The sequence below is a fragment of the Nocardioides sp. WJ219 genome (assembly GCF_058559815.1).
On the sequence record NZ_JBZUJV010000003.1, the window covers coordinates 406,860 to 424,633 of the forward strand.

24 protein-coding genes are annotated in these 17,774 nt (G+C 68.2%); 8 read left to right on the forward strand and 16 right to left on the reverse strand.

The window, feature by feature from the left end; genetic code table 11:
• Positions 1-104: 104 nt before the first annotated feature.
• Positions 105-482 (forward strand): hypothetical protein, encoded by a 378-nt coding sequence (locus AC4MBH_RS09825; RefSeq protein ID WP_491794669.1) that lies wholly within the window; start codon positions 105-107, stop codon positions 480-482.
• Positions 483-626: 144 nt separating this feature from the next.
• On the opposite strand, the gene AC4MBH_RS09830 is transcribed toward AC4MBH_RS09825, so the two are convergent.
• From AC4MBH_RS09830 to AC4MBH_RS09845, 4 genes are all read right to left on the reverse strand, one after another.
• Positions 627-956, reverse strand: coding sequence for a HEAT repeat domain-containing protein (locus AC4MBH_RS09830; protein WP_491794670.1), 330 nt, complete (start codon positions 954-956; stop codon positions 627-629).
• A gap of 90 nt (positions 957-1,046) precedes the next feature.
• The gene (locus tag AC4MBH_RS09835; protein WP_491794671.1) at positions 1,047-1,304 is read right to left on the reverse strand and encodes a hypothetical protein; all 258 of its coding nucleotides are present in this window, start codon (positions 1,302-1,304) and stop codon (positions 1,047-1,049) included.
• A 734-nt stretch (positions 1,305-2,038) separates the two neighbouring features.
• On the reverse strand, positions 2,039-2,392 hold the full coding sequence (locus AC4MBH_RS09840) for an SUKH-4 family immunity protein (RefSeq protein ID WP_491794672.1): 354 nt from the start codon (positions 2,390-2,392) through the stop codon (positions 2,039-2,041).
• A 95-nt stretch (positions 2,393-2,487) separates the two neighbouring features.
• Positions 2,488-2,853, reverse strand: a complete 366-nt coding sequence (locus AC4MBH_RS09845; protein WP_491794673.1) for a hypothetical protein — start codon at positions 2,851-2,853, stop codon at positions 2,488-2,490.
• Positions 2,854-3,599: 746 nt separating this feature from the next.
• Between AC4MBH_RS09845 and AC4MBH_RS09850 the strand changes: the two genes are divergently transcribed.
• The 4 genes from AC4MBH_RS09850 to AC4MBH_RS09865 all read left to right on the forward strand — a co-directional run bounded on the left by AC4MBH_RS09850 (position 3,600) and on the right by AC4MBH_RS09865 (position 6,247).
• Positions 3,600-3,719 (forward strand): CPCC family cysteine-rich protein, encoded by a 120-nt coding sequence (locus AC4MBH_RS09850; RefSeq protein ID WP_491794674.1) that lies wholly within the window; start codon positions 3,600-3,602, stop codon positions 3,717-3,719.
• A 361-nt stretch (positions 3,720-4,080) separates the two neighbouring features.
• A complete protein-coding gene (locus AC4MBH_RS09855; protein ID WP_491794675.1) occupies positions 4,081-4,605 on the forward strand; it encodes a DUF4304 domain-containing protein in 525 nt (174 codons plus the stop codon).
• A gap of 852 nt (positions 4,606-5,457) precedes the next feature.
• On the forward strand, positions 5,458-5,679 hold the full coding sequence (locus tag AC4MBH_RS09860) for a hypothetical protein (protein ID WP_491794676.1): 222 nt from the start codon (positions 5,458-5,460) through the stop codon (positions 5,677-5,679).
• Between the two features lie 235 nt (positions 5,680-5,914).
• Positions 5,915-6,247: a hypothetical protein gene (locus tag AC4MBH_RS09865; protein ID WP_491794677.1), complete on the forward strand. Its 333-nt coding sequence runs from the start codon at positions 5,915-5,917 to the stop codon at positions 6,245-6,247.
• Positions 6,248-6,401: 154 nt separating this feature from the next.
• Here AC4MBH_RS09865 and AC4MBH_RS09870 read toward each other — a convergent pair whose 3' ends face one another.
• Together AC4MBH_RS09870 and AC4MBH_RS09875 are read right to left on the reverse strand one after the other, a co-directional pair.
• Positions 6,402-6,635 carry a hypothetical protein gene (locus AC4MBH_RS09870; protein WP_491794678.1) on the reverse strand — a complete coding sequence of 78 codons (234 nt, stop codon included), beginning with the start codon at positions 6,633-6,635 and terminating at the stop codon, positions 6,402-6,404.
• 169 nt (positions 6,636-6,804) lie between these two features.
• Positions 6,805-7,047, reverse strand: a complete 243-nt coding sequence (locus AC4MBH_RS09875; protein WP_491794679.1) for a hypothetical protein — start codon at positions 7,045-7,047, stop codon at positions 6,805-6,807.
• Positions 7,048-7,232: 185 nt separating this feature from the next.
• Between AC4MBH_RS09875 and AC4MBH_RS09880 the strand changes: the two genes are divergently transcribed.
• A complete protein-coding gene (locus tag AC4MBH_RS09880; RefSeq protein ID WP_491794680.1) occupies positions 7,233-7,688 on the forward strand; it encodes a hypothetical protein in 456 nt (151 codons plus the stop codon).
• A gap of 174 nt (positions 7,689-7,862) precedes the next feature.
• On the opposite strand, the gene AC4MBH_RS09885 is transcribed toward AC4MBH_RS09880, so the two are convergent.
• The 5 genes from AC4MBH_RS09885 to AC4MBH_RS09905 form a co-directional block, all read right to left on the reverse strand.
• Complete coding sequence (locus tag AC4MBH_RS09885; protein ID WP_491794681.1) at positions 7,863-8,219, reverse strand: ClpX C4-type zinc finger protein; 357 nt, start codon at positions 8,217-8,219, stop codon at positions 7,863-7,865.
• A 252-nt stretch (positions 8,220-8,471) separates the two neighbouring features.
• Entirely contained in the window at positions 8,472-8,777 is a 306-nt protein-coding gene (locus AC4MBH_RS09890) for a hypothetical protein (protein WP_491794682.1), read from the reverse strand.
• A 102-nt stretch (positions 8,778-8,879) separates the two neighbouring features.
• Entirely contained in the window at positions 8,880-9,143 is a 264-nt protein-coding gene (locus tag AC4MBH_RS09895; protein ID WP_491794683.1) for a hypothetical protein, read from the reverse strand.
• 1,194 nt (positions 9,144-10,337) lie between these two features.
• The gene (locus AC4MBH_RS09900; RefSeq protein WP_491794684.1) at positions 10,338-10,571 is read right to left on the reverse strand and encodes a superinfection immunity protein; all 234 of its coding nucleotides are present in this window, start codon (positions 10,569-10,571) and stop codon (positions 10,338-10,340) included.
• 208 nt (positions 10,572-10,779) lie between these two features.
• Positions 10,780-11,082: a hypothetical protein gene (locus AC4MBH_RS09905; protein ID WP_491794685.1), complete on the reverse strand. Its 303-nt coding sequence runs from the start codon at positions 11,080-11,082 to the stop codon at positions 10,780-10,782.
• 107 nt (positions 11,083-11,189) lie between these two features.
• Here AC4MBH_RS09905 and AC4MBH_RS09910 point away from each other — a divergent pair, with 107 nt between their 5' ends.
• On the forward strand, positions 11,190-11,486 hold the full coding sequence (locus tag AC4MBH_RS09910; RefSeq protein WP_491794686.1) for a hypothetical protein: 297 nt from the start codon (positions 11,190-11,192) through the stop codon (positions 11,484-11,486).
• Between the two features lie 250 nt (positions 11,487-11,736).
• Here the strand turns inward: AC4MBH_RS09910 and AC4MBH_RS09915 are convergent, their stop codons facing one another.
• Positions 11,737-12,861, reverse strand: coding sequence for an epoxide hydrolase family protein (locus tag AC4MBH_RS09915; protein ID WP_491794687.1), 1,125 nt, complete (start codon positions 12,859-12,861; stop codon positions 11,737-11,739).
• A 102-nt stretch (positions 12,862-12,963) separates the two neighbouring features.
• Between AC4MBH_RS09915 and AC4MBH_RS09920 the strand changes: the two genes are divergently transcribed.
• Complete coding sequence (locus AC4MBH_RS09920) at positions 12,964-13,935, forward strand: helix-turn-helix transcriptional regulator (protein ID WP_491794688.1); 972 nt, start codon at positions 12,964-12,966, stop codon at positions 13,933-13,935.
• Here the strand turns inward: AC4MBH_RS09920 and AC4MBH_RS09925 are convergent.
• The 4 genes from AC4MBH_RS09925 to AC4MBH_RS09940 all read right to left on the reverse strand — a co-directional run bounded on the left by AC4MBH_RS09925 (position 13,932) and on the right by AC4MBH_RS09940 (position 17,721).
• Positions 13,932-16,124: a WD40/YVTN/BNR-like repeat-containing protein gene (locus AC4MBH_RS09925; RefSeq protein WP_491794689.1), complete on the reverse strand. Its 2,193-nt coding sequence runs from the start codon at positions 16,122-16,124 to the stop codon at positions 13,932-13,934. The two genes, AC4MBH_RS09920 and AC4MBH_RS09925, sit on opposite strands and share 4 nt — an antisense overlap.
• 75 nt (positions 16,125-16,199) lie before the next feature.
• A complete protein-coding gene (locus AC4MBH_RS09930) occupies positions 16,200-16,517 on the reverse strand; it encodes a DMT family transporter (protein ID WP_491794690.1) in 318 nt (105 codons plus the stop codon).
• The gene (locus AC4MBH_RS09935) at positions 16,517-16,882 is read right to left on the reverse strand and encodes a DMT family transporter (protein ID WP_491794691.1); all 366 of its coding nucleotides are present in this window, start codon (positions 16,880-16,882) and stop codon (positions 16,517-16,519) included. Before AC4MBH_RS09935 ends, AC4MBH_RS09930 begins: the two co-directional genes overlap by 1 nt.
• Positions 16,879-17,721, reverse strand: a complete 843-nt coding sequence (locus AC4MBH_RS09940; RefSeq protein WP_491794692.1) for an NAD(P)H-binding protein — start codon at positions 17,719-17,721, stop codon at positions 16,879-16,881. Before AC4MBH_RS09940 ends, AC4MBH_RS09935 begins: the two co-directional genes overlap by 4 nt.
• Positions 17,722-17,774 lie beyond the last annotated feature (53 nt).

Sequence of the window (17,774 nt, forward strand, 5' to 3'; positions counted from 1 at the left end):
CATGTGAAGTGCAGCCCGTCCCGCAGTAGAAGCGTGTGTCTCCGAGCGCCCTCCACGCGGCATGACCGGGCGCATCGCCGGGGCCTCGCTCGTAGGGTTCCGCTGTGGACGACGTGCTGACGGTGGACCTGAGCGACGACGAGCGCTCCATGCTGCGCTGGGGCCTGCTGGACTGGGGCGGCCCGGCCTCGCCCACAGACGACCTTGCAAGGGTCATGGGGTTTGAGTCCGTTGCCGACCTCTACCTCCAAGCGCGACGCATGTCCGAGGCTGTGTGGACCAACAAGGGTCTGACACGTCTCGATTGGACACGTGCGCTGGTCGCTACAGAGTTCGTCTGGGCAAGCGACGTGTTCGGCTCTGGGCTCGACGCCGTCTACACTTGGGGCTTCTCGGACACCGAGGGCGTTCTCATCCTGCGCTCCATCCAGCGCAAGTTGAACCAGGCGCAGGCCAGGGTCTCGGGCCGCTCGCTGGCCTGAGTTCGCCGCCCGACCCTCGGCATGAGCGGGCGTATCGGCTCGCGACGGGGCATCGGCCGGGCGGAGTCTTTAGGACCCATTCACGGGAGTCATCGCGGCCATCAGCGCGGCCGGGCCGCGCCCGCAGCGCGGCATGAGCGAGCACTATTTCTCGCGTTGCCGATGTTCCCAGAGCAGCGTGCGCGCCTCATGGGTCCCCAACTTCTCCAGCCCCGTCTTGCCCCAAGAGCGGATGGACTCGTCGGGGTCGTCGAGTGCCTGCTCAAGGACGGCAAGCGCCTCGGCGCAACGGGCCTCACCAAGAAGTTCGAGCAACCAGCAGCGCAGACCCCGGTCGAGTTCGCTGCCGTAGGCGTCGAGGAGCTCTGGGACATGGTGAGCGGCGACGCGCTTCGCCAATCCGAATCCGTCCTCTTGGAGTTTCGGGTCGTGCTTGCGCATCATCGCCATGCCACGTGCGAAGTCGTCGACCACGGGGTCGAGCCTAGGTTCTTGGGGTGCCCGATGATCGGCACGACTGCGCCCTCAGCGCGGCATGATCGGGCGGTTGTGAACTCTGCCCAGCTAGGAACTGCGCCTGTCCAGACCGTCCCGCGCGAGCCCAGTAGCAAGTCCGAGCAACGCGCCAACGGACGCCAGCGGCAGGCCGACCGCCAGCATGGCCAACCAAGCCGTAGGAGGGTTCGCAGAGAAGCCGACAAGCAATCCCACGAACAGACCGACGACGCCGAGCACGATGGCGCCGCGCGTCATGTAGCGCGCGGGCCATGGCAACGCTGCCAAACAAGCCGAGGTCTTCCGCGCAAAACCTGCTGCCGTCACGCGCCATCGTCTCATGAATTGAACGCGTTCATCTGATCAGCCTGGGGCCTGCCCGAAGACACCATGAGCATCAACTCCGCCCGCCTTCGGCAAGACCGCGAACCGACGGCAGGACCGGGTGGCTAACTCAGCCCACCGGCGTCAAGGGTGACTTGGGCTTGAGTGCCGTCGGCACCGCAATCCGGCCCGTTCGGGTACGAGGCTCCCACGGCGACGGTTGCCACCGCGATATCGACAATCTCACCTGCCCGCCGGTACTGACCACTCACCTCAGCAGTCCCTACAGGCAGTCCGAGCTCGACGAAACCGAACTGCGTGCCATCGGGCGTCGACTCGGCTGCGCAGTTCGGTTCAGGTCCGGACCCAGTGCAGTCCCCGGGCTCGGCTGCGGTCCCAGGCATCAGCGAGACGCGATGAGTCGAGCATTGGTCGTCCTCGCAGACTTCGAGTTCCAGGCTCCGAACGGGAGCAACAGCGGAGGCGACTGTGACGCCCAGCCCATGCACGCCGCCGATCAGGGTGCAATTGCCACCAGCACTTGACGCGTCGTCCGAACACCCTGCCAGCAACAACACAGCTAGGGCTACCAGCACGCCGCCGCTGCTACGCATGATGCGAGGCTAGACGGCCCGCGACACTGAGGTTCGATCAGCGCGCCGACTCTTGGCATGTCCGCGCCCGCAGCGCGGCATGGTCGGGCGGACCCTCCGTGCGGCACGGTCGGGGGAAGCTACTCACAACTGGCCGTCCCCAATCTGTTCGAGAATGAGACTCCACCAGCACTCCTCGTCCGCAACCGCGCGCGAGTCGATCTCTGCCAGACGGGTTCGCAGGACGGCTTCTTCGTCGTCCGTCCCCGGTTCGTCTAGAGACGGTCGCAACGTCCACGCCGTTCGCACCACCTCCAGCGAGGCAGCGAACTGATCGAACGTCGAGTTGACGAAGCGGTAGTCGAACTCGGAGTCGGGGTCAATCGCTTGCACGGTGCCGTCAGGCATGACCTGTATCTCGCACCCCCCGTCGTCTCCTAGCGTCGGCAGGGCAGACCCACTAGCAGGCTCGAAGATCGGTTCAAGGGCCTGAAGCACCCTCCATTTGTACCGGGGTGAGCCACTTCGCGACGAGCGGACGGGCGACCGACCTTGGGCATGACCGCGCCCAGGGCGGCAGACCGGGCGATTCGTCAGTCGGAGTCAACAGTGAGTGGACCGTCCCACGATGGACGACGAAGACGTGTCGCGACGTAGTCGCTAAGGCGCTGCGCAGCCTCGACCGTTGGGGGATCGTCAACGCGTTCCGCAACGAACGCCAGTTCGTCCGAGAGGGACTCACACATCGCTCTGTTGAGACGAACGGGGTCGGCCGCTCCGAGCAGAGGCAACGTGTGTAGTTCATACGCAGTCGCGATAAGGACGAGCCGACGGAATAGACGTTCTGAGAACCAGAGGGCCTCCGCCTCGGAGGGGTCCGACTCAAAGACACCCACAACACCGTCGTCGTCTGCGTACGTCGCTGGGTCGAGTCGGTCGGCGTAGCGGTCTGGCGTCACCGCAGCATCGTGCCCGACTCTCGGCAGGACCGCGCGGCTCGCGGCATGGTCGGGCGGAGCCCCCAGCGCGGCACGAGCGGGCGGACAAGTCGCGTGGTGGACCATGGCGGAATGACACCAGCAGGAGACGAGCTGGACGACTTCCGCAGCGAGATGTGGCTGGTCGTACACGAGGGCGGGTTTCTATTCGAGGTACCGCGAGGCTCCCGCACGCTCCTCGCTGATGGCTGGGTGGAAGCAGGCCCCTGGTCGCCCGACGAGTGTTCGGTCGCGCTACTAGCTTGGTTCGATCACGGCTGGCTACAACTCACAGTCGCTCCGGAACACTTGGACCAATGGAAGAGTCATGCGGGTTCCGCCGACCTGGTCCCAGATCAACAAGACCCCGCATGGCGTGTCGTGGAGCCGACAAGAGCGCGCGAAGTGCTTGCGCATCCCGATGTCTGGATCGAGTCACGTCCGGAGGGTTTCCTTTGCCTCGACCGAACTCGGGCCGCACCCTCATCCTCGTTCCGAGAGATGTGGTTCGACGCCCTTGGCCCGTCATCCTGATGGTGCCCTGACTCCTTGCGCGGCGACGCCCGACTTACAGCAGGAGCGCGCAGCTCGCGGCATGGTCGGGCGTCAGCCCGTGACGCGGCATGGTCGGCGGAGCCCGCAGCGGGCATGCCCGGCGGAGCCCACGTGGCGCATAGTGGGTCGAGCTCGACCTAGCGTCGTGCTTCGGCTGGCTGCACCATGACCTTGTGAAGAACCCGTGCCCGTGCTGCGGCTATCTGATGTTCGACGACCCGCCCAACTCCCATTGCATTTGCAGCATCTGCGGCTGGGAGGACGACGCCGCGCAGCTGCGCTGGCCAGACTAGGTCGGCGGGGCGAACAACCCGTCACTGGAGCAGGCGCAGAAGAGTTACCAAGAATCCGGTGCCAAGAGCGAGCGCGCCGCGGCCCACGCTCGAGGTGCGGGCACAGAGGATGTCCGTGACGTCGGTTGGCGCCCAGTCGATCGCGCCGTCGATCTCTTCGAGGCCTGCGGCCGTCAAGATGCCGAATGGCCCGAGGACCTCACGGTTCTCTACTACTGGCGACGGACGTTCTGGCGCCCCGGTTGGATCCACGGCCGATAGGCGCAGCTCAGCACCGTTTCCCAACCAGCAGAGCCCGCAGCGCGGCATGGTCGGGCACTCCCCATGACCGACGAATTGCGGAACCCGCCAGACTCCATGCATGGACGCCTCGAAGGCAATTGAAGCCGCTCTCGGTGAGACGCTCAAACCTCGTGGGTTTCGCAAACGGGCGCGGAACTGGTTCCGCACGACCAGCGCAGGCGATTACCAGGTGGTCAACCTGCAGAAGTCGTCGTGGGGCGGCGGGGACTGCTACCTCCACCTTGGCTGGGACCCACGGGTTGCTGCAGGCGACTTCCTCTCGGCGGGCTCCTGCATGGCAGGCTTCAGCGCCGAGCACGCCGTCGCAATGCGACCAATCGAGCTTCTCCGACCCGACGGGGTGTCGGTTCTCAGCATGCCGGGGATCAGCCTTCTGAGTCGGAACGTGTTCGAGCAGTACGCCGAAGACAGGTACCGACGAGAAGTCCTCGAGGTCGTGGCCGAACCGGTCGGTGAACTGATGGACCGAACCAAGGCTGTGGTTGATCTCCTACCGCTCTTTGAGGCAAAGCCCGGCTGGGTAACGCGAAGTCTCCGCGAGTACCTCTACCCCCTGGGCTACGAACTCCCCGCCAGGGATTGACGCGGAGACGGCCGTTCGGACGAAGCCCGCACATCGGCATGACCGGGCGTATCGGCTCGCGACGGGGCATCGGCTGGGCCGAGTCTTTAGGACCCATTCACGGTCGTCATCGCGGCCATCAGCGCGGCCGGGGCCGCGCCCGCAGCGCGGCATGGTCGGGCGCTTGCTAGGACGTACCGCGTTCCCGCTGCTTCGCCTGGCGGTGACGCAACCTACGTCGCAGCTGGCTCCGGAACCGGCGTTGCGCTGTCTCGTTGGCAACGAACTGCGGGTCGGATGCGCTCTCGTAGTAGCTGTTCTCGGCCTCGTCCCGCGCGCCGTCCTCATCAACGATGCGCGCAAGCGCCTCACGACTTGGCGGACCAGCGTCCAACCGCTCGGCCCACGGCTTCTTCGGCGACGTCACCGTTCCAGAATGGCGCACGATTTGCGTGCCCGACATCGGCATGAGCGCCCTCAGCGCGGCATGAGCGAGCTCGGACGCTATGCCCTCAGCGCGGGGGAGCGTGCGAGTGCGAGGCACGACGCGACGTGAGGGCTCGGACGCCTGTGCACTATGCGCCGCATGATTGGGCGGGAGTCCGCAGTGCGGAGTCGGACAAGATTGCCGACCACGCTTCGCCAGCGAGCTGGCCCGGACTGGGATTGGATCGGCACATGCGCGTGTCCTGTCAGACTTGGCCAGTGGCGAGCTGGCGGCGTAGACGACCTTCGAACTCGAAAGAGTCAACGCACGCGACCGCTATGCCACGACTAAGTGCGACCCGCGTGCATTACTCGAACAGTTCAGACGTCACCGTGATCTTTGAGCCATGGGGATCGGAGATGCCACTTCGGTCGGGCGAGGGATTGGTGATCGAGCCGCACGAGGGCGGAACTAGTCAGCTCGAGATCGCACAGATCAGCCCAGACCAGGTCATCGTCGTCGTCGATGATCGCGACCGCGTCATTTGGACTCCCGCTGCCGGACGTACTGACGCGCCGGGGCAGTGGGTGGTCGATGTCGGCGCCGGCGAGCGCTGGATGCCACTCAAGGACGTTGCGGAGCTGGACGAGCCTGACGTCAGCCCCTGACCCCCGGCAACAGCGCTGTGAGCAGCAGCGCTCGGTGCCAGCGACTTGCTAGCGCTTCGTGGCGGGGTCCGCTGGCCAGCGGCCCGATCGGGTTGAGCCCTCAGCGCGGCATAGTCGGGCGGAGCCGCTCGCGGCTCAGCGATACAAGCGATCCCGGACCCAGGTACGGTCCAGAGTCGTATGGTGGGGTCCCGCGTCAAAGGATGAGTCGATGAAACGACGACATGCCGTGTCCATGACCGCAGCCACCGTGCTGGTCTGGAGCGGGTCGGCGTGCCGCCCCGTTGATATCGGTCCCGATCGACGGAACACCTTTTGGTTCGTCAATGAGACCGACCAACGCATCGTTGTAGTCGACGAAGACTTCGATGCCGAGCACGTAGTTGGTCCTAATCGGCACACCTCCATAGGAATGAGCGGCTGCTATGACCAGACCTACACCGCTCGCACTGAGGACGGCTCCATCCTGGCCACGCTGGACGGAGAAGTCTGTTCCAGGCAGTCGTGGACCATCTTCGGCCCCAACGACGCGGAACTAGCCGACGGGGACGACTGGAGGAACGACTGACGTCCGCGGGCCGCCCGACTCTCGGCATTAGCGGGCGTATCGGCCCGCGACGGGCATCGGCCGGGCGGAGTCTTTAGGACCCATTCACGGTCGTCATCGCGGCCATCAGCGCGGCCGGGGCCGCCCGCAGCGCGGCATGCTCGGGCGCCATCCACTAGCTGGCGAGCTCGCGCAAACGGGCGGCGCACTCCCTGCAATCGCGACCGCCTTCGCCGTAGAAGGGATTACGCACTATCACCACCTCGACGGCAGTCAGCCCACACAGAGACCCCTGCTGCTCGCCCACGCCGTGCTGGGTCCGGGTGAAGTCGAGGTCGTTCCGCTCGTAACAGGCGGCGGTCCAGGGACCATCCTTGTCGATGACGATGCCGTTGTGTCTGCGAGTCACCTCCGGCACCCTACGTACGCGCGCAACGCAGGCCCGCACGTCGGCATGAGCGGGCGTATCGGCTCGCGACGGGCACTGACCGAGCGGGGTCTTTAGGACCCATTCACGGTCGTCTCGCGGCCATCAACGCGGCCGGGGCCGCGCCCGCAGCGCGGCATGAGCGGACGCTTCACCAGTTCCTGACTGGCACCACGACAAGGGCCGTCCCGGCCAGGTCTTCTAAGTGAGCCATCACGCCGGGAGCAACTTCCGCCACCCGGCCCTGGGCTCTCACTCTGATGCGCCAAGGGTCAGGCAAGACCCGGACTTTGGTGGCTGGCTGCGCCTCCAACAAGGTGTAGCGGATTCCGTTGAACGCGTCCTCATCAAGTGCCATCCGTTCGGTGGGCACCAGGTCAAAGGTGTAGGCCACAAGGTCAACCTATGGTGCACGCTCATCGGCATGAGCGGGCGTATCGGCTCGCGACCGGCATCGGCCGGACGGAGTCTTTAGGGCCCATTCACGGTCGTCATCGCGGCCATCAGCGCGGCCGGGGCCGCGCTCGCAGCGCGGCATGGTCGGGCGGAGCCCGTTGTGCTATCTGTCAGCCTGTGCGCATGAACGCAGACGACGAGGTCATCGCGGCGGAGGGCGTTGCGCCGAACGGAGACACCTGGGCGCTGGGGTACCAGCCCGAAGGCTTCGGTGGCCGTCACTACATGGCGTTCTATGTCAACGGAGGTCTAGATGAGGACGGGGCTGGCTGGGACATTCCGGGCACCACTGAAATCGGGTTCTCGGGCGGTCTTCGGTCAGGAGAGGGGCACTTCTACCTGTACGGCCTCGTCACGTCCCGCATCGTGCGTGTGCGTGCCGAGAGCCACAACGCGAGCAAACAGTCCGAGGTCACGACCGCTGCGTTCCCCGCTGCAACGACCGACGATGGGAGCCCGCTGCGCGTCTTTGTCCTAATCCGACCCCCGGTAGAGGACGTGACTGCTCTGGTGGGACTCGACGGCGACGGCCGGGTGGTTCAGCGAATCCGCCTTCTTGGACGACCGGCCCGCCATTGACGGCACGCCGAGCCCGACTCTCGGCATGAGCTGGCGTATGAGCTCGCGCCGGGCATTGGCCGAGCGGAGTCTTTGGGACCCATTCACGGTCGTCATCGCGGTCATCAGCGCGGCCGGGGCTGCGCCCGCAGCGCGGCATGGTCGAGCGGTGTGCACCCGGCGGCCCCTCGGGGATCAGTCGGAGTCGGTTGAGAAGCGTTCCCACGCCGACTGACGAGTCATCCCAAGGTTCTCGCCGATCCGGGCCCAGGTCACACCGCGGGCCCGCAGCTTTTGGGCACGGTCGATGACTGCCTCCTCCACCTGGTCGCGGGACGCTGCGATCTGGGCCATGTCGAGGAGTAGCTCCTCGTCGCTTTTGTCGTCGAGCGGAGGAAAGGACGGCGTGGGTTTGCTGGCCAGGATGTTCACGCAGATCTCGACGCACTCGTTGCAGATGTACACGCCGGGGCCGGCAATGAACTTCTCGGCCTCGGTCCCGAGTTTGCCGCAGAACGAGCAGTGATGGTTGTCCGGGCTGGTGCTGGTCATGGTGTCACCCTTCGATGTTTGTCAGGCGTTTCCTGACACGTCGTCAGGGTAATCCTGACACGGTCTAATGACAAGGACCGTCCGCGCGAGCCGCCCCCACATCGGCATTAGTGGGCGTATCGGCTCGCGACGGGGCATCGGCTGGGCCGAGTCTTTAGGGCCCATTCACGGTCGTCATCGAGGCCATCAGCGCGGCCGGGGCCGCGCCCGCAGCGCGGCATGGTCGACCGCTAGCGCAAGCAGTGGCGCGCGCTACCGGTCGAACTCCCAATCCTGGGTCCGGTAGTGAACGACATCGAAGGACAGTGCCAAGTCATCCCATCTTCCTTCGGTCCTCAGTTGCTCGATGCACTTCTCTGCTGCCTCCTCTTCGTAGAAGGTCGCAAGGTGTAACCCCAGGTCATCGGGGTCCCCGCTAGCGACCACGACCGAGTAGAGGTGGTCGGGGGCGCGGTAGCCACGCGGGAGCACCATCAGTCGGGACTTCCATGTCCTGAGGTGCAACCTGCCAACGCGCAAGCGGATGCGCGTCGGGCTTTGGATTTCGAGCTCGAACATGGCTCGGAGGGTATTCCTGGCGGGGTAGTACGCGCGCTTCTTCGTCGCCCGACCTTCGGCATGTCCGCGCACTCAGCGCGGCATAAGTCGGGCGCACGATGACTAGTCCTGCGTTGCGAAGTTCTCTTCGTCGTCCCGCCACAACTCCCTCTCGATTGGCGGCACCTGGTGCCCGGCCGCACGATGCTCGGCGAGATGGTCAACTAACGCTTGAGTTGAGTCGTAGTCCCAGTCGTCGCGAAGCGAGCAACCGCAGCACACCAACTTCGCGCCTCGGCCGCCGCCTCGCTGCCCGCGCGATGGGGCGTCGTCCTGGGTCGGAAAAATGTAGACGTCCGAGTGATCGCTGATGCGGGCGTAAGCCATGTCGCGAGTATGCATCTCGGCCGTGGGAACGGCGCGCCCGACCATCGGCATGAGCGGGCGTATCGGCTCGCGACGGGGCATCGGCCGGGCGGAGTCTTTAGGACACATTCACGGTCGTCATCGCGGCCATCAGCGCGGCCGGGGCCGCGCCCGCAGCGCGGCAAGGTCGGGCGTCGAGAACGTTTGGTACGGGCACCTGCAAACAGGGGTGAGCACCCGTCGTTGCTGGCTACGCCACTACCGCTCACTCGGTCATGGCGGCGCATTCAGCCGCTCGGAGAGTACGACAGCAGCCAGTCGCGAAGCGACCGCACTTCGGCATGGTCGGGCGGAACCGTGAGGAGAGCCGGTTATGGCTCCGCGCGCCTAGTGACAGAGCCGGACTTTGCCGGGCATCCACCCATCGAGACCGAGCAGGTAATCGGTGACGCGGACAACCCGGCCCTTGTTCCCGAGGAAGGCGACTGTCGCGCTCTCCTCAGACCGCGCAAGGACCTCGTAACGCTGCCCACCAGTCCGGTCCGAGCGAGCCATCTCGCCCAATGACGGTTTGGCGCCCACGCCGAAGGTGTCCACAATCAGCGGAACGCCGTCGCACGGGTACTGCTGTGGCGCGGACTCAGTAGCGATGAATCCGGCCCGAGGTGTCACTGAGCCGCTCCGTATCTTGGCGTCTAGGTTGGTCGACTTTTCAAGCTGCCGCGTCGGTGCCGAGTCCGGACTGCTGTCAACGCCTGCGCAAGCGGTCAAGGCGAGTAGCGCAGCCAGCCTTACTGCTGCCGTCGTGTTCGAGCGCCTCATGCGCTACCTCCGTCTGTCTGTCCCTTCAGCATGACGTGCTCACTGCCAAAGTCGGTTCCAATGGACACCGCCCGACTCTCGGCATGAGCGGGGCGTATCAGCGCGCGACGGGCATCGGCCGGCCGGAGTCTTTAGGACCTATTCACGGTCGTCATCGCGGCCATCAGCGCGGCCGGGGCCGCGCCCGCAGCGCGGCATGGTCGGGCTCCGCCCGTACTTCCCTAACGACTCAGAGCGGGCCGCAAGCCAAACAGCCTGCGGGAGAGGTGGACGGCCGCGCGCTAGCTACTCATCGAGCAGCCACAGGTACAGAGGTCGTCCGGGAACTTCTGGTCCGGCTCGCAGGACCGGGTGGGGCAAAATAGGGCGGGGCCGCGATCGCGTCCTCGAGGATCAGTAGCGGCTAATCGGCTTGTGGGAACTGAACGACATCACAAGGGCGACGATCCACAGGACCACCGTCCAGCCGCCCAGCAAATTGATCCAGAAGATCGTCCAATGGTTCGACTTGCCACGCAGGGCCGCGACCGCCCACGGCAGCATGTAGCCGGCAGTGAGGAGCGCGACGACGACGGCTACGAACGCGCTGACCGGGCGATTGCGCCGGTCGGTCAGGTAGCTGCTCATCCCACCAGCGTACGGGCGGTTGGACGAGTGTGCCCATCATCGACATCGCCTCCAGTCTTCGGGAACGACTCCCGACTTTCGGCATGAGCGGGCGTACCGGCTCGCGACGGGCAGTGGGCGAGCGGAGTCTTTAAGACCCGTTCACGGTCGTCATCGCGGCCATCAGTGCGCCCGCAGCGCGGCAAGAGCGGGCGGCAGGGTGACCGCCTCAAACCAGGTTGTCGTTGTCCTTCCTAGCCGATCGAATCTCGGCATAGGTGGTCTTCAGGTGACGTCGTGGAGAGCGCACGTACCAGGCGGCACCGATCCATCCCAGCAGGAAGACCCGCGAAACCCACCTCGCCCTGCTCAGCCCGGACGAGTCCCACGTTGAGGAAGGCCAAGTCAGCAGATCAATCAGTGCCCACAACCAGAATCCCGCCATTGTCAGCGCTACGACGATGACGGCGACGACCACGACCTGCCCCGAGGTCACGAGTGCAAGCACAACCGGGATGAGTTGCTCACGCACGTCGCGGAGCGTAGTCGTAGCCCCGCCGCACACCCTCAACTCGGCATGACCGCGCAGCGCGGCATCAGCGGAACCGGGACGGACCCCGGCTCGTAGTGTCTGCTCACATGAGCGATGGACCGACGCCCGGCGAGCAGCGTCGGGAGCTCGACATGCGACTTCACGTCGTCGAGGCCCTGGTGCGAGTCATGGACGACCCCCACCGGCTCGTAGACATCCTCCTCGCGGTGGACGAGACCGCCGATGCCGTGGCAGCACTCCAGGATGCGTTCGGGTTCAGCGAGGTGCAGGCGGTGGCCGCGCTCGACATGCAGTTCCGTCGTCTCGGCAAGGCGACCCAGTCGTGGATGCGCTCTGACCTGAACGACATGCGCCTGGAGCGCGCGCGGCTGGACGGCCCCTGACGACTGAGGTCTCGTGGCGGCCGAGCTCATGGCGACGGCACGGCTCGGAGAGCGCTACGACTGCAGTGTGACGTCGACCGCCGGAGGTCGGCCGTGTCTCCGTGCCCGCCCGGTGCCGGGCGGACCCCCCGCAGCACGGCGATCAACCGTGGCGATCGCCCTCAGCCCGGAACTGTCCTCGTTCCCGAGCACCGGTCGTCGTGGCCAGCGGCGGTGGCTCGCGACCCGGCGCGGGCCCGGCGCGCGGCGCTCAGCGGGCGGCGAAGAACGTCCGCAGGTCGGCGACCACGGAGTCGGGCACCTCGAGCGCGGCGTAGTGCCCGCCGGCGGGGTACTCGGCCCAGTGCTGGATGTTGGCGTTGTCGCGCTCGGCGAGCGAGCGGATGGTCTGGAAGTCGTCCTTGAAGAGGGCCAGGCCGATCCGGCCCGTGCTGACGACCGGCTGCGCCTCGGCGTGCTGCTCCTCGTAGTGGTAGCGCACCGAGGTGGCGGCGGTGTTGGTGAGCCAGTAGAGCGTGACCTGGGTGAGGACCTGCTCGGGGGTGACGAGGCTGGTCCCGTTGCCGAAGCTCTCGAACAGCTCGCTGTAGGCGAGCTGGCCGACCGGGGAGTCGGAGAGCCCCGCCGCCACGGTCTGCGGACGGGTGCCGTTCATCGTGTTGTAGCCGCCGACGCTCTGGAACCACTCCAGGTGGCCGAGGGCGGCGTACTCCTTGTCCCCGAAGCCCTCGAACTCGGCGGGATCCCCGCTGGGGAACGAGAAGAGCTGCAGCACGTGGGCGCCGAGGAAGCCCTCCGGGTCGAGCACCGCGAGCTCGCGCCCGACCATCGCGCCGGCGTCGCTGCCGTGCACGCCGTACGACGGGTGGTCGAGCCGGCGCATCAGCGCGTCGTAGGTGCGCGCCACGCGGGCCATCGTCCACCCGGTGTCGACGACGGGGGTGCTGAAGCCGAAGCCGGGCATCGAGGGGATCACGACGTCGAAGGCGTCCTCGGCCCGCCCGCCGTGGGCGACCGGGTCGGTCAGCGGTCCGACCAGGTCGAGGAGCTCGACGAACGAGCCGGGGTAGGTGTGCGCCAGCAGCAGGGGCGAGGCGTTCGCCTCGCGGGACCGCACGTGGACGAAGTGGATCGTCTGGCCGTCGATCTCGGTGGTGAAGGCCGGGTAGGCGTTGATCCGCTCCTCGACGGCGCGCCAGTCGAAGTCCTTCCAGCGCTCCACCATCTCCTGCAGGTAGCCCGTCGGGGTGCCGTAGGCCCAGTCGTCGCCCGGTGCTGCAGGAGCGAAGCGGGTCTGCGCCAGGCGGTGGTGCAGGTCGTCGAGGTCGGCCTGCGGCATCGTCACGGTGAAGGGGCGGATCGGCGTGGTGGTCATCTCGTGCTCCTGCGGATCGTCGGGTGGTGCGGGTCGTCGTCGACCCGTTGACACCACCGTAGGAACTAATCAGGAAGGGAACGTTCCTGTATTCTCGAGTGGGTGCGAGAGACCTCTGCGCGCCTGCTCGCGCTCCTCGGACTCCTGCAGACCCGACCTGACTGGACCGGCGCGGAGCTGGCGCAGCGCCTCGACGTCACGGGTCGGACCATCCGCAACGACATCGGGCGGCTGCGCGCGCTGGGCTACCCCGTGGACACCGTCCGGGGCCGCGGAGGTCACTACCGGCTCGGGAGCGGCGGCAACCTCCCGCCCCTGCTGCTCGACGACGAGGAGGCCGTCGCGGTCGCGATCGGGCTGCGGGCCGCGACCGGGATCTCCGGCGTCGAGGAGAGCAGTGCTCGCGCACTCACCAAGCTGGAGCAGGTGCTGCCCCACCGGCTCAGCCGTCAGGTCGCAGCACTGCGAGACGCGACGGCGGCCGGCCCGGTCAACACCGAATCGAACGTCGAGGACCCCTCCGTCGACGCAGGCGTGCTCACGACGCTGGCGGCCGCGATCCGCGACCACCAGGGCCTGCGTTGCACCTACGGGGAGGTACGGCTCGAGGTCGAGCCGTACCGGATGGTCGCCTGGCAGCGGCGGTGGTACCTGGTCGGGCGCGACCGGTCGACCGGTACCTGGTCGCCGTACCGGGTGGACTGGCTGACATTGCACACGCCCGGCGGCCGCCGCTTCGAGCCGCAGCCGTTCCCGGGAGACCTGACCGACTTCGTGGTGCGGGAGGTCGCCCGCACCGGGTGGGCGGTGCACGCGCGGCTCGTGATCGACGCCTCGGCCGAGGAGGTCATCGCCCGCATCAACCCCGCGGTCGGCACGGTCGAGTCCCTCGACGACGGGCGCAGCGTGCTGGTCACCGGCGGTGACAGCCTCGAGGTCGTCGCCGTCTGGATCGGGATGCTCGGGCTGGACTTCACCGTGCAGGAGCCTCCCGAGCTGGTCGGGCACCTGCGGGTCCTCGCCGAGCGGTACGCCCGCGCCACCGCCGTCCTGCCCGGGGGGGCCGGCTGCTAGCAGTCCTTGCGCTTCGCCAGCGCCGCCTTCGCCTTCCCCAGGCCGGCCTTGGCTGCGTTCAGCTTCTTCTGGGCCGCCTTGACCTTCGCCTTCTTGCCGGTCTTCTTGGCCTTGGCCAGCGCCTTCTGGGCGGCCGTGACCGCCTTCTTCGCCTTGGCCACCGCGGCGCTCAGCTGGCCGCACGAGGGCGGGGGCGGGGCGACCTTGGCCGACGGTGCCGACAGTGCCGGCGACGTGCGGTCCGCGAACTGGTCGGTCACGGTCGCGGTGATCTCGACGCGGAACGTGGAGCCCTTGTCGGCCGCGCGCACCTGGTAGGTCGGGGTGGTGACGACCGGGTTGGTCGGGTTGCACTGGGTGCCCTGGGCGTTGCAGCGCAGCCAGCGGCGCTCGAACGTCGGGTTGGTGCCGGTCCAGGCCCCGGCCGTCGACTGCAGGGTGGTGCCGATGTGGGCTGGTCCCACCACCCGCGGGGCGGCGGTGTTGACGGGCTTGCGCTCGTACACGGCGCCGGAGACGCCGGCCTGCCGCTCGGCCGACTTGGTGCTGCCGATCGTGCCGACGACGGTGGCCCGCACGACGTGGTCGACGTCGTCGACCGTGGAGGTGTACGACGCCCCGGTGGCGCCGGGGATCGGCAGGCACGGGTCGAGGTCGAGGTCGCAGCGGTACCAGCGGTACTCGAACGACGTCGGCAGGAAGATCCCGTTGGACCGCCACCGCTCGCTGGGGTCGTCGCTCGCGTCGATGGTCATGGTGCTGCCCCACGGGGCCGACGTCCCGTTGACCAGCTTGGGGTAGCCGGACGGCGGCATCGGCTCGAAGCCCGGCGGGGCGGTGATCGGGCCGATCGCGGCGGAGAGGACCTCGGGCGCCCAGGTCGGCTGCACGACGTTGATCGCGCGCACCCCGACCCGCAGCCACGTGCCGTCGTCGGCGGCGGTGGTGGTGTAGGTGCGGTGGGTCGCGCCCGGGATGTTGGTGATGCACGACGCGGCCAGGACGCTCGTGCAGCGCTTCCACTGGTACTTGTAGACGAAGGGGCCGGTGCCGCCCCACGCCCCGGTCGCCGCGGTGAGCGTGTAGCCCCGGGTCGGGGTGCCGCTCGGGGCGGCGATGGTCCCGGGCGCCTCGACCGCCGACAGCGGCAGCGTGAAGAGACCGTGGCCCTGGGTGCCGGCCATCAGGCTGCCGGGCGTCCCGAAGCCGACGTTGAGGCTGTAGACCGACTCGTTGGTCATCGCGATCTCGCCCGGCGCGTTGGCCTTGGTGCCGGACATCTTGGCCCAGCTCTCGCCGCCGTCGACGGTGGCCCAGACGCCGTTGGCCGCCCCGACGATCATCTTGGGCTGGCCGTCGGTCCAGTACGTCGCCGGTACCACCTGGAACGCGCGCACCTCACCGCCGTTGAGCAGCCCGGCGCCGGAGCCCCCGGCGTCGTACCAGGTGAGGCCGCCGTTGTCGGAGCGGTAGACGCTGCTCGTGGTGGCCGCCATCAGCTTGCCCCCCACGACCGCGACCCGCTTGGGGGTCTCGCCCGGCGGGATGCCGTCGGAGCTCAGCGTCCAGGACTTGCCGCTGTTGGCGGAGCGGTAGAAGCCGGTCGACGCCGCGGCGTACATGACCGGGCCGACGCCGGTGAGGTGGTAGGTGCCGGAGGTGAGGCCGGCGGCGTCGTTCCACTTCTTCCCGCCGTCGGTGGAGAAGAAGACGCCGTCGTCGCCCGAGCCCGACGTCGCCACCACGATCGCGGTGGCGTCGTCGCTGGGGAAGTAGACCGACTGGACGCCGCCCTGGTCGAGCCGCTGCGGCTGCGGTGTGGCGTCGTCAACGCCGAGCCTGGTCCACGAGCCACCGGCGGCGGGCCCCCGGTAGAGACCCGCGCTGGTGGCCAGGAAGACCTGGCCAGCCTTGCCGGCGGCCTGGTGCACCTGCTTGCCGAGCGGCGGCAGGTTGCCGCTGATGTCGGTCCACGGCCCGGCCGCGCTGGAGGCGGTGTAGACCCCGTCGGTCTCGGACCCGGCCACCAGTTGGGTCGGGGTGACGTAGTCGAGGGAGCGGATCCACCGGTCGCCCAGGTTCCACTTCACCCAGACGTCGGGCGCGGCCGCCTGGGCCGGCACCGCGGTGCCGGAGAAGACGAGGACGAGGAGAACGGCTGGCAGCAACAGCCTCGAGATCAGACGCATGGCCGGACACTAGGTGCGGTCCCGGCCCTCGGACATGACTCGATCTAGCCCTTGACGGCGGCGATCCGCGCCGCGTCAGTGCGCGCCGACCTCCACCAGCAGCACGCCGGCGACGACCAACGAGATCCCCAGCACCATGGGTCGCGTCAACGGCTCGGAGAACAGGACCCGCGCGCCCACCGCGGTGAGCGCGACGCCGCTCGCGGCCCAGATGCCGTAGGCCACGCCCAGCTCGAGCCCCTGCGAGAGCGCGCCCGCCAGGGACGCGAACGACGCGACGTAGGCGACGGCGACCAGGGCGTACCAGGCCCGGCGGCCCCGGGCCGCGACGGACAGGGCGAGCGTGCCCGTCACCTCGAGCACGACGGCCGTCGCGAGCAGCCACCACTGCATCAGCGCGCCCCTGCCGTCGAGGGTGCGGCGGTCTCCCGCGCCCGGCCGCGCTGGCTGCCGAGCTCGACCAGCACGATGCCCACCACGATCACCGCCAGGCCCGCGGCCGTCGTGGGGCTGACCCGCTCGTCGAAGACGACCGCCGACAGCACCGCCGTGAGCGCGACCCCGCTGGCCGCCCACACGCCGTACGCCGGTCCGAGCGGCGCGCCCGAGCGCAGCACCAGCGCGAACAGCCCGAACGCGCTCAGGTAGCCGGCCACCACGACCACGTAGAGGAGCGGGTGGTCCAGTGCGCCCTTGAGCGACAGCGACGCGGTGACCTCGGTCGCGATCGCGCCTGCGAGCAGCAGCCAGGTCCTCACCGGCCGACGGGGGCGAACGCCGAGGCCTCGGCGACGAAGTCCGCGAACGTCCGGGCAGGCCGACCGGTGACCCGCGCGACCACGTCGTCCACCCCCGACGCCAGGCCCAGCCGGATCCGGTCGTAGGCGCCCTCGGTGAGGTCCCGGTAGAAGCCGTCGAGGCCCGCGAGTGCCTCCTCCATGGAGAGCTCGACGTGCTCGACCGGCCGGCCCAGCGCGCCCGAGATCAGCTGCGCGGTGCGGGGGAGGGAGAGCGACTCCGGGCCGGTGAGGTCGTAGGTGCGGCCCTCGTGCCCCGGCTCGGTCAGGGCGCGCTCGGCGACGGCGGCGATGTCGCGCGCGTCGATCCACGAGACCGGTTGGCCGCCGCTCGGGAACGCCACCCGGCCGTCGCGGACGATCTCGTCGAGCCAGAACCGCGGGTCGGTGAAGACCTGCATGAACCAGTTCGGACGCAGCACCGTCCAGGTGCGACCGCTGTCGCGGACCGCCCGCTCGACGCGGGGGGTCCAGTCGTCGTCGTCGTAGTAGCCCGCGTCGAGGTCGGACAGCAGGACCAGGTGGGTACGCCGCGGGGTCGCCGCGGCGAGGTCGGCGATCAGCCCCGGGGCGTCGGCGCGGTCGGGCCGGACGACGAAGACGGCGTCGACGTCGCGCACGGCGGGCCCCCAGGTCGTCGCGTCGTCCCAGGAGAACGCCACCGGCTCGACGCCCTCGACGCCGACCCGGGCCGGGTCGCTGCTGCCGCCGCGCACCTCGACGTCGGGCCGGCGCGCCAGCAGCTCGGCCAGCGGTGCTCCCGTCTTGGCCCGGACTCCGGTGATGAGGACCCGTCGCATCCTGCGCTCCCTACTACTTGATCGGATCAACTGATGTCGCCACGCAACCACAC

Coding starts and splice junctions, on each gene's coding strand:
- AC4MBH_RS09855 (WP_491794675.1), top strand. CDS start 4,081: ATGGACGCCTCGAAGGCAATTGAAGCCGCTCTCGGTGAGACGCTCAAA.
- AC4MBH_RS09865 (WP_491794677.1), top strand. CDS start 5,915: ATGACCGCAGCCACCGTGCTGGTCTGGAGCGGGTCGGCGTGCCGCCCC.
- AC4MBH_RS09880 (WP_491794680.1), top strand. CDS start 7,233: ATGAACGCAGACGACGAGGTCATCGCGGCGGAGGGCGTTGCGCCGAAC.
- AC4MBH_RS09885 (WP_491794681.1), bottom strand. CDS start 8,219: ATGACCAGCACCAGCCCGGACAACCATCACTGCTCGTTCTGCGGCAAA.
- AC4MBH_RS09890 (WP_491794682.1), bottom strand. CDS start 8,777: ATGTTCGAGCTCGAAATCCAAAGCCCGACGCGCATCCGCTTGCGCGTT.
- AC4MBH_RS09895 (WP_491794683.1), bottom strand. CDS start 9,143: ATGGCTTACGCCCGCATCAGCGATCACTCGGACGTCTACATTTTTCCG.
- AC4MBH_RS09900 (WP_491794684.1), bottom strand. CDS start 10,571: ATGAGCAGCTACCTGACCGACCGGCGCAATCGCCCGGTCAGCGCGTTC.
- AC4MBH_RS09910 (WP_491794686.1), top strand. CDS start 11,190: ATGAGCGATGGACCGACGCCCGGCGAGCAGCGTCGGGAGCTCGACATG.
- AC4MBH_RS09915 (WP_491794687.1), bottom strand. CDS start 12,861: ATGACCACCACGCCGATCCGCCCCTTCACCGTGACGATGCCGCAGGCC.
- AC4MBH_RS09925 (WP_491794689.1), bottom strand. CDS start 16,124: ATGCGTCTGATCTCGAGGCTGTTGCTGCCAGCCGTTCTCCTCGTCCTC.
- AC4MBH_RS09930 (WP_491794690.1), bottom strand. CDS start 16,517: ATGCAGTGGTGGCTGCTCGCGACGGCCGTCGTGCTCGAGGTGACGGGC.
- AC4MBH_RS09940 (WP_491794692.1), bottom strand. CDS start 17,721: ATGCGACGGGTCCTCATCACCGGAGTCCGGGCCAAGACGGGAGCACCG.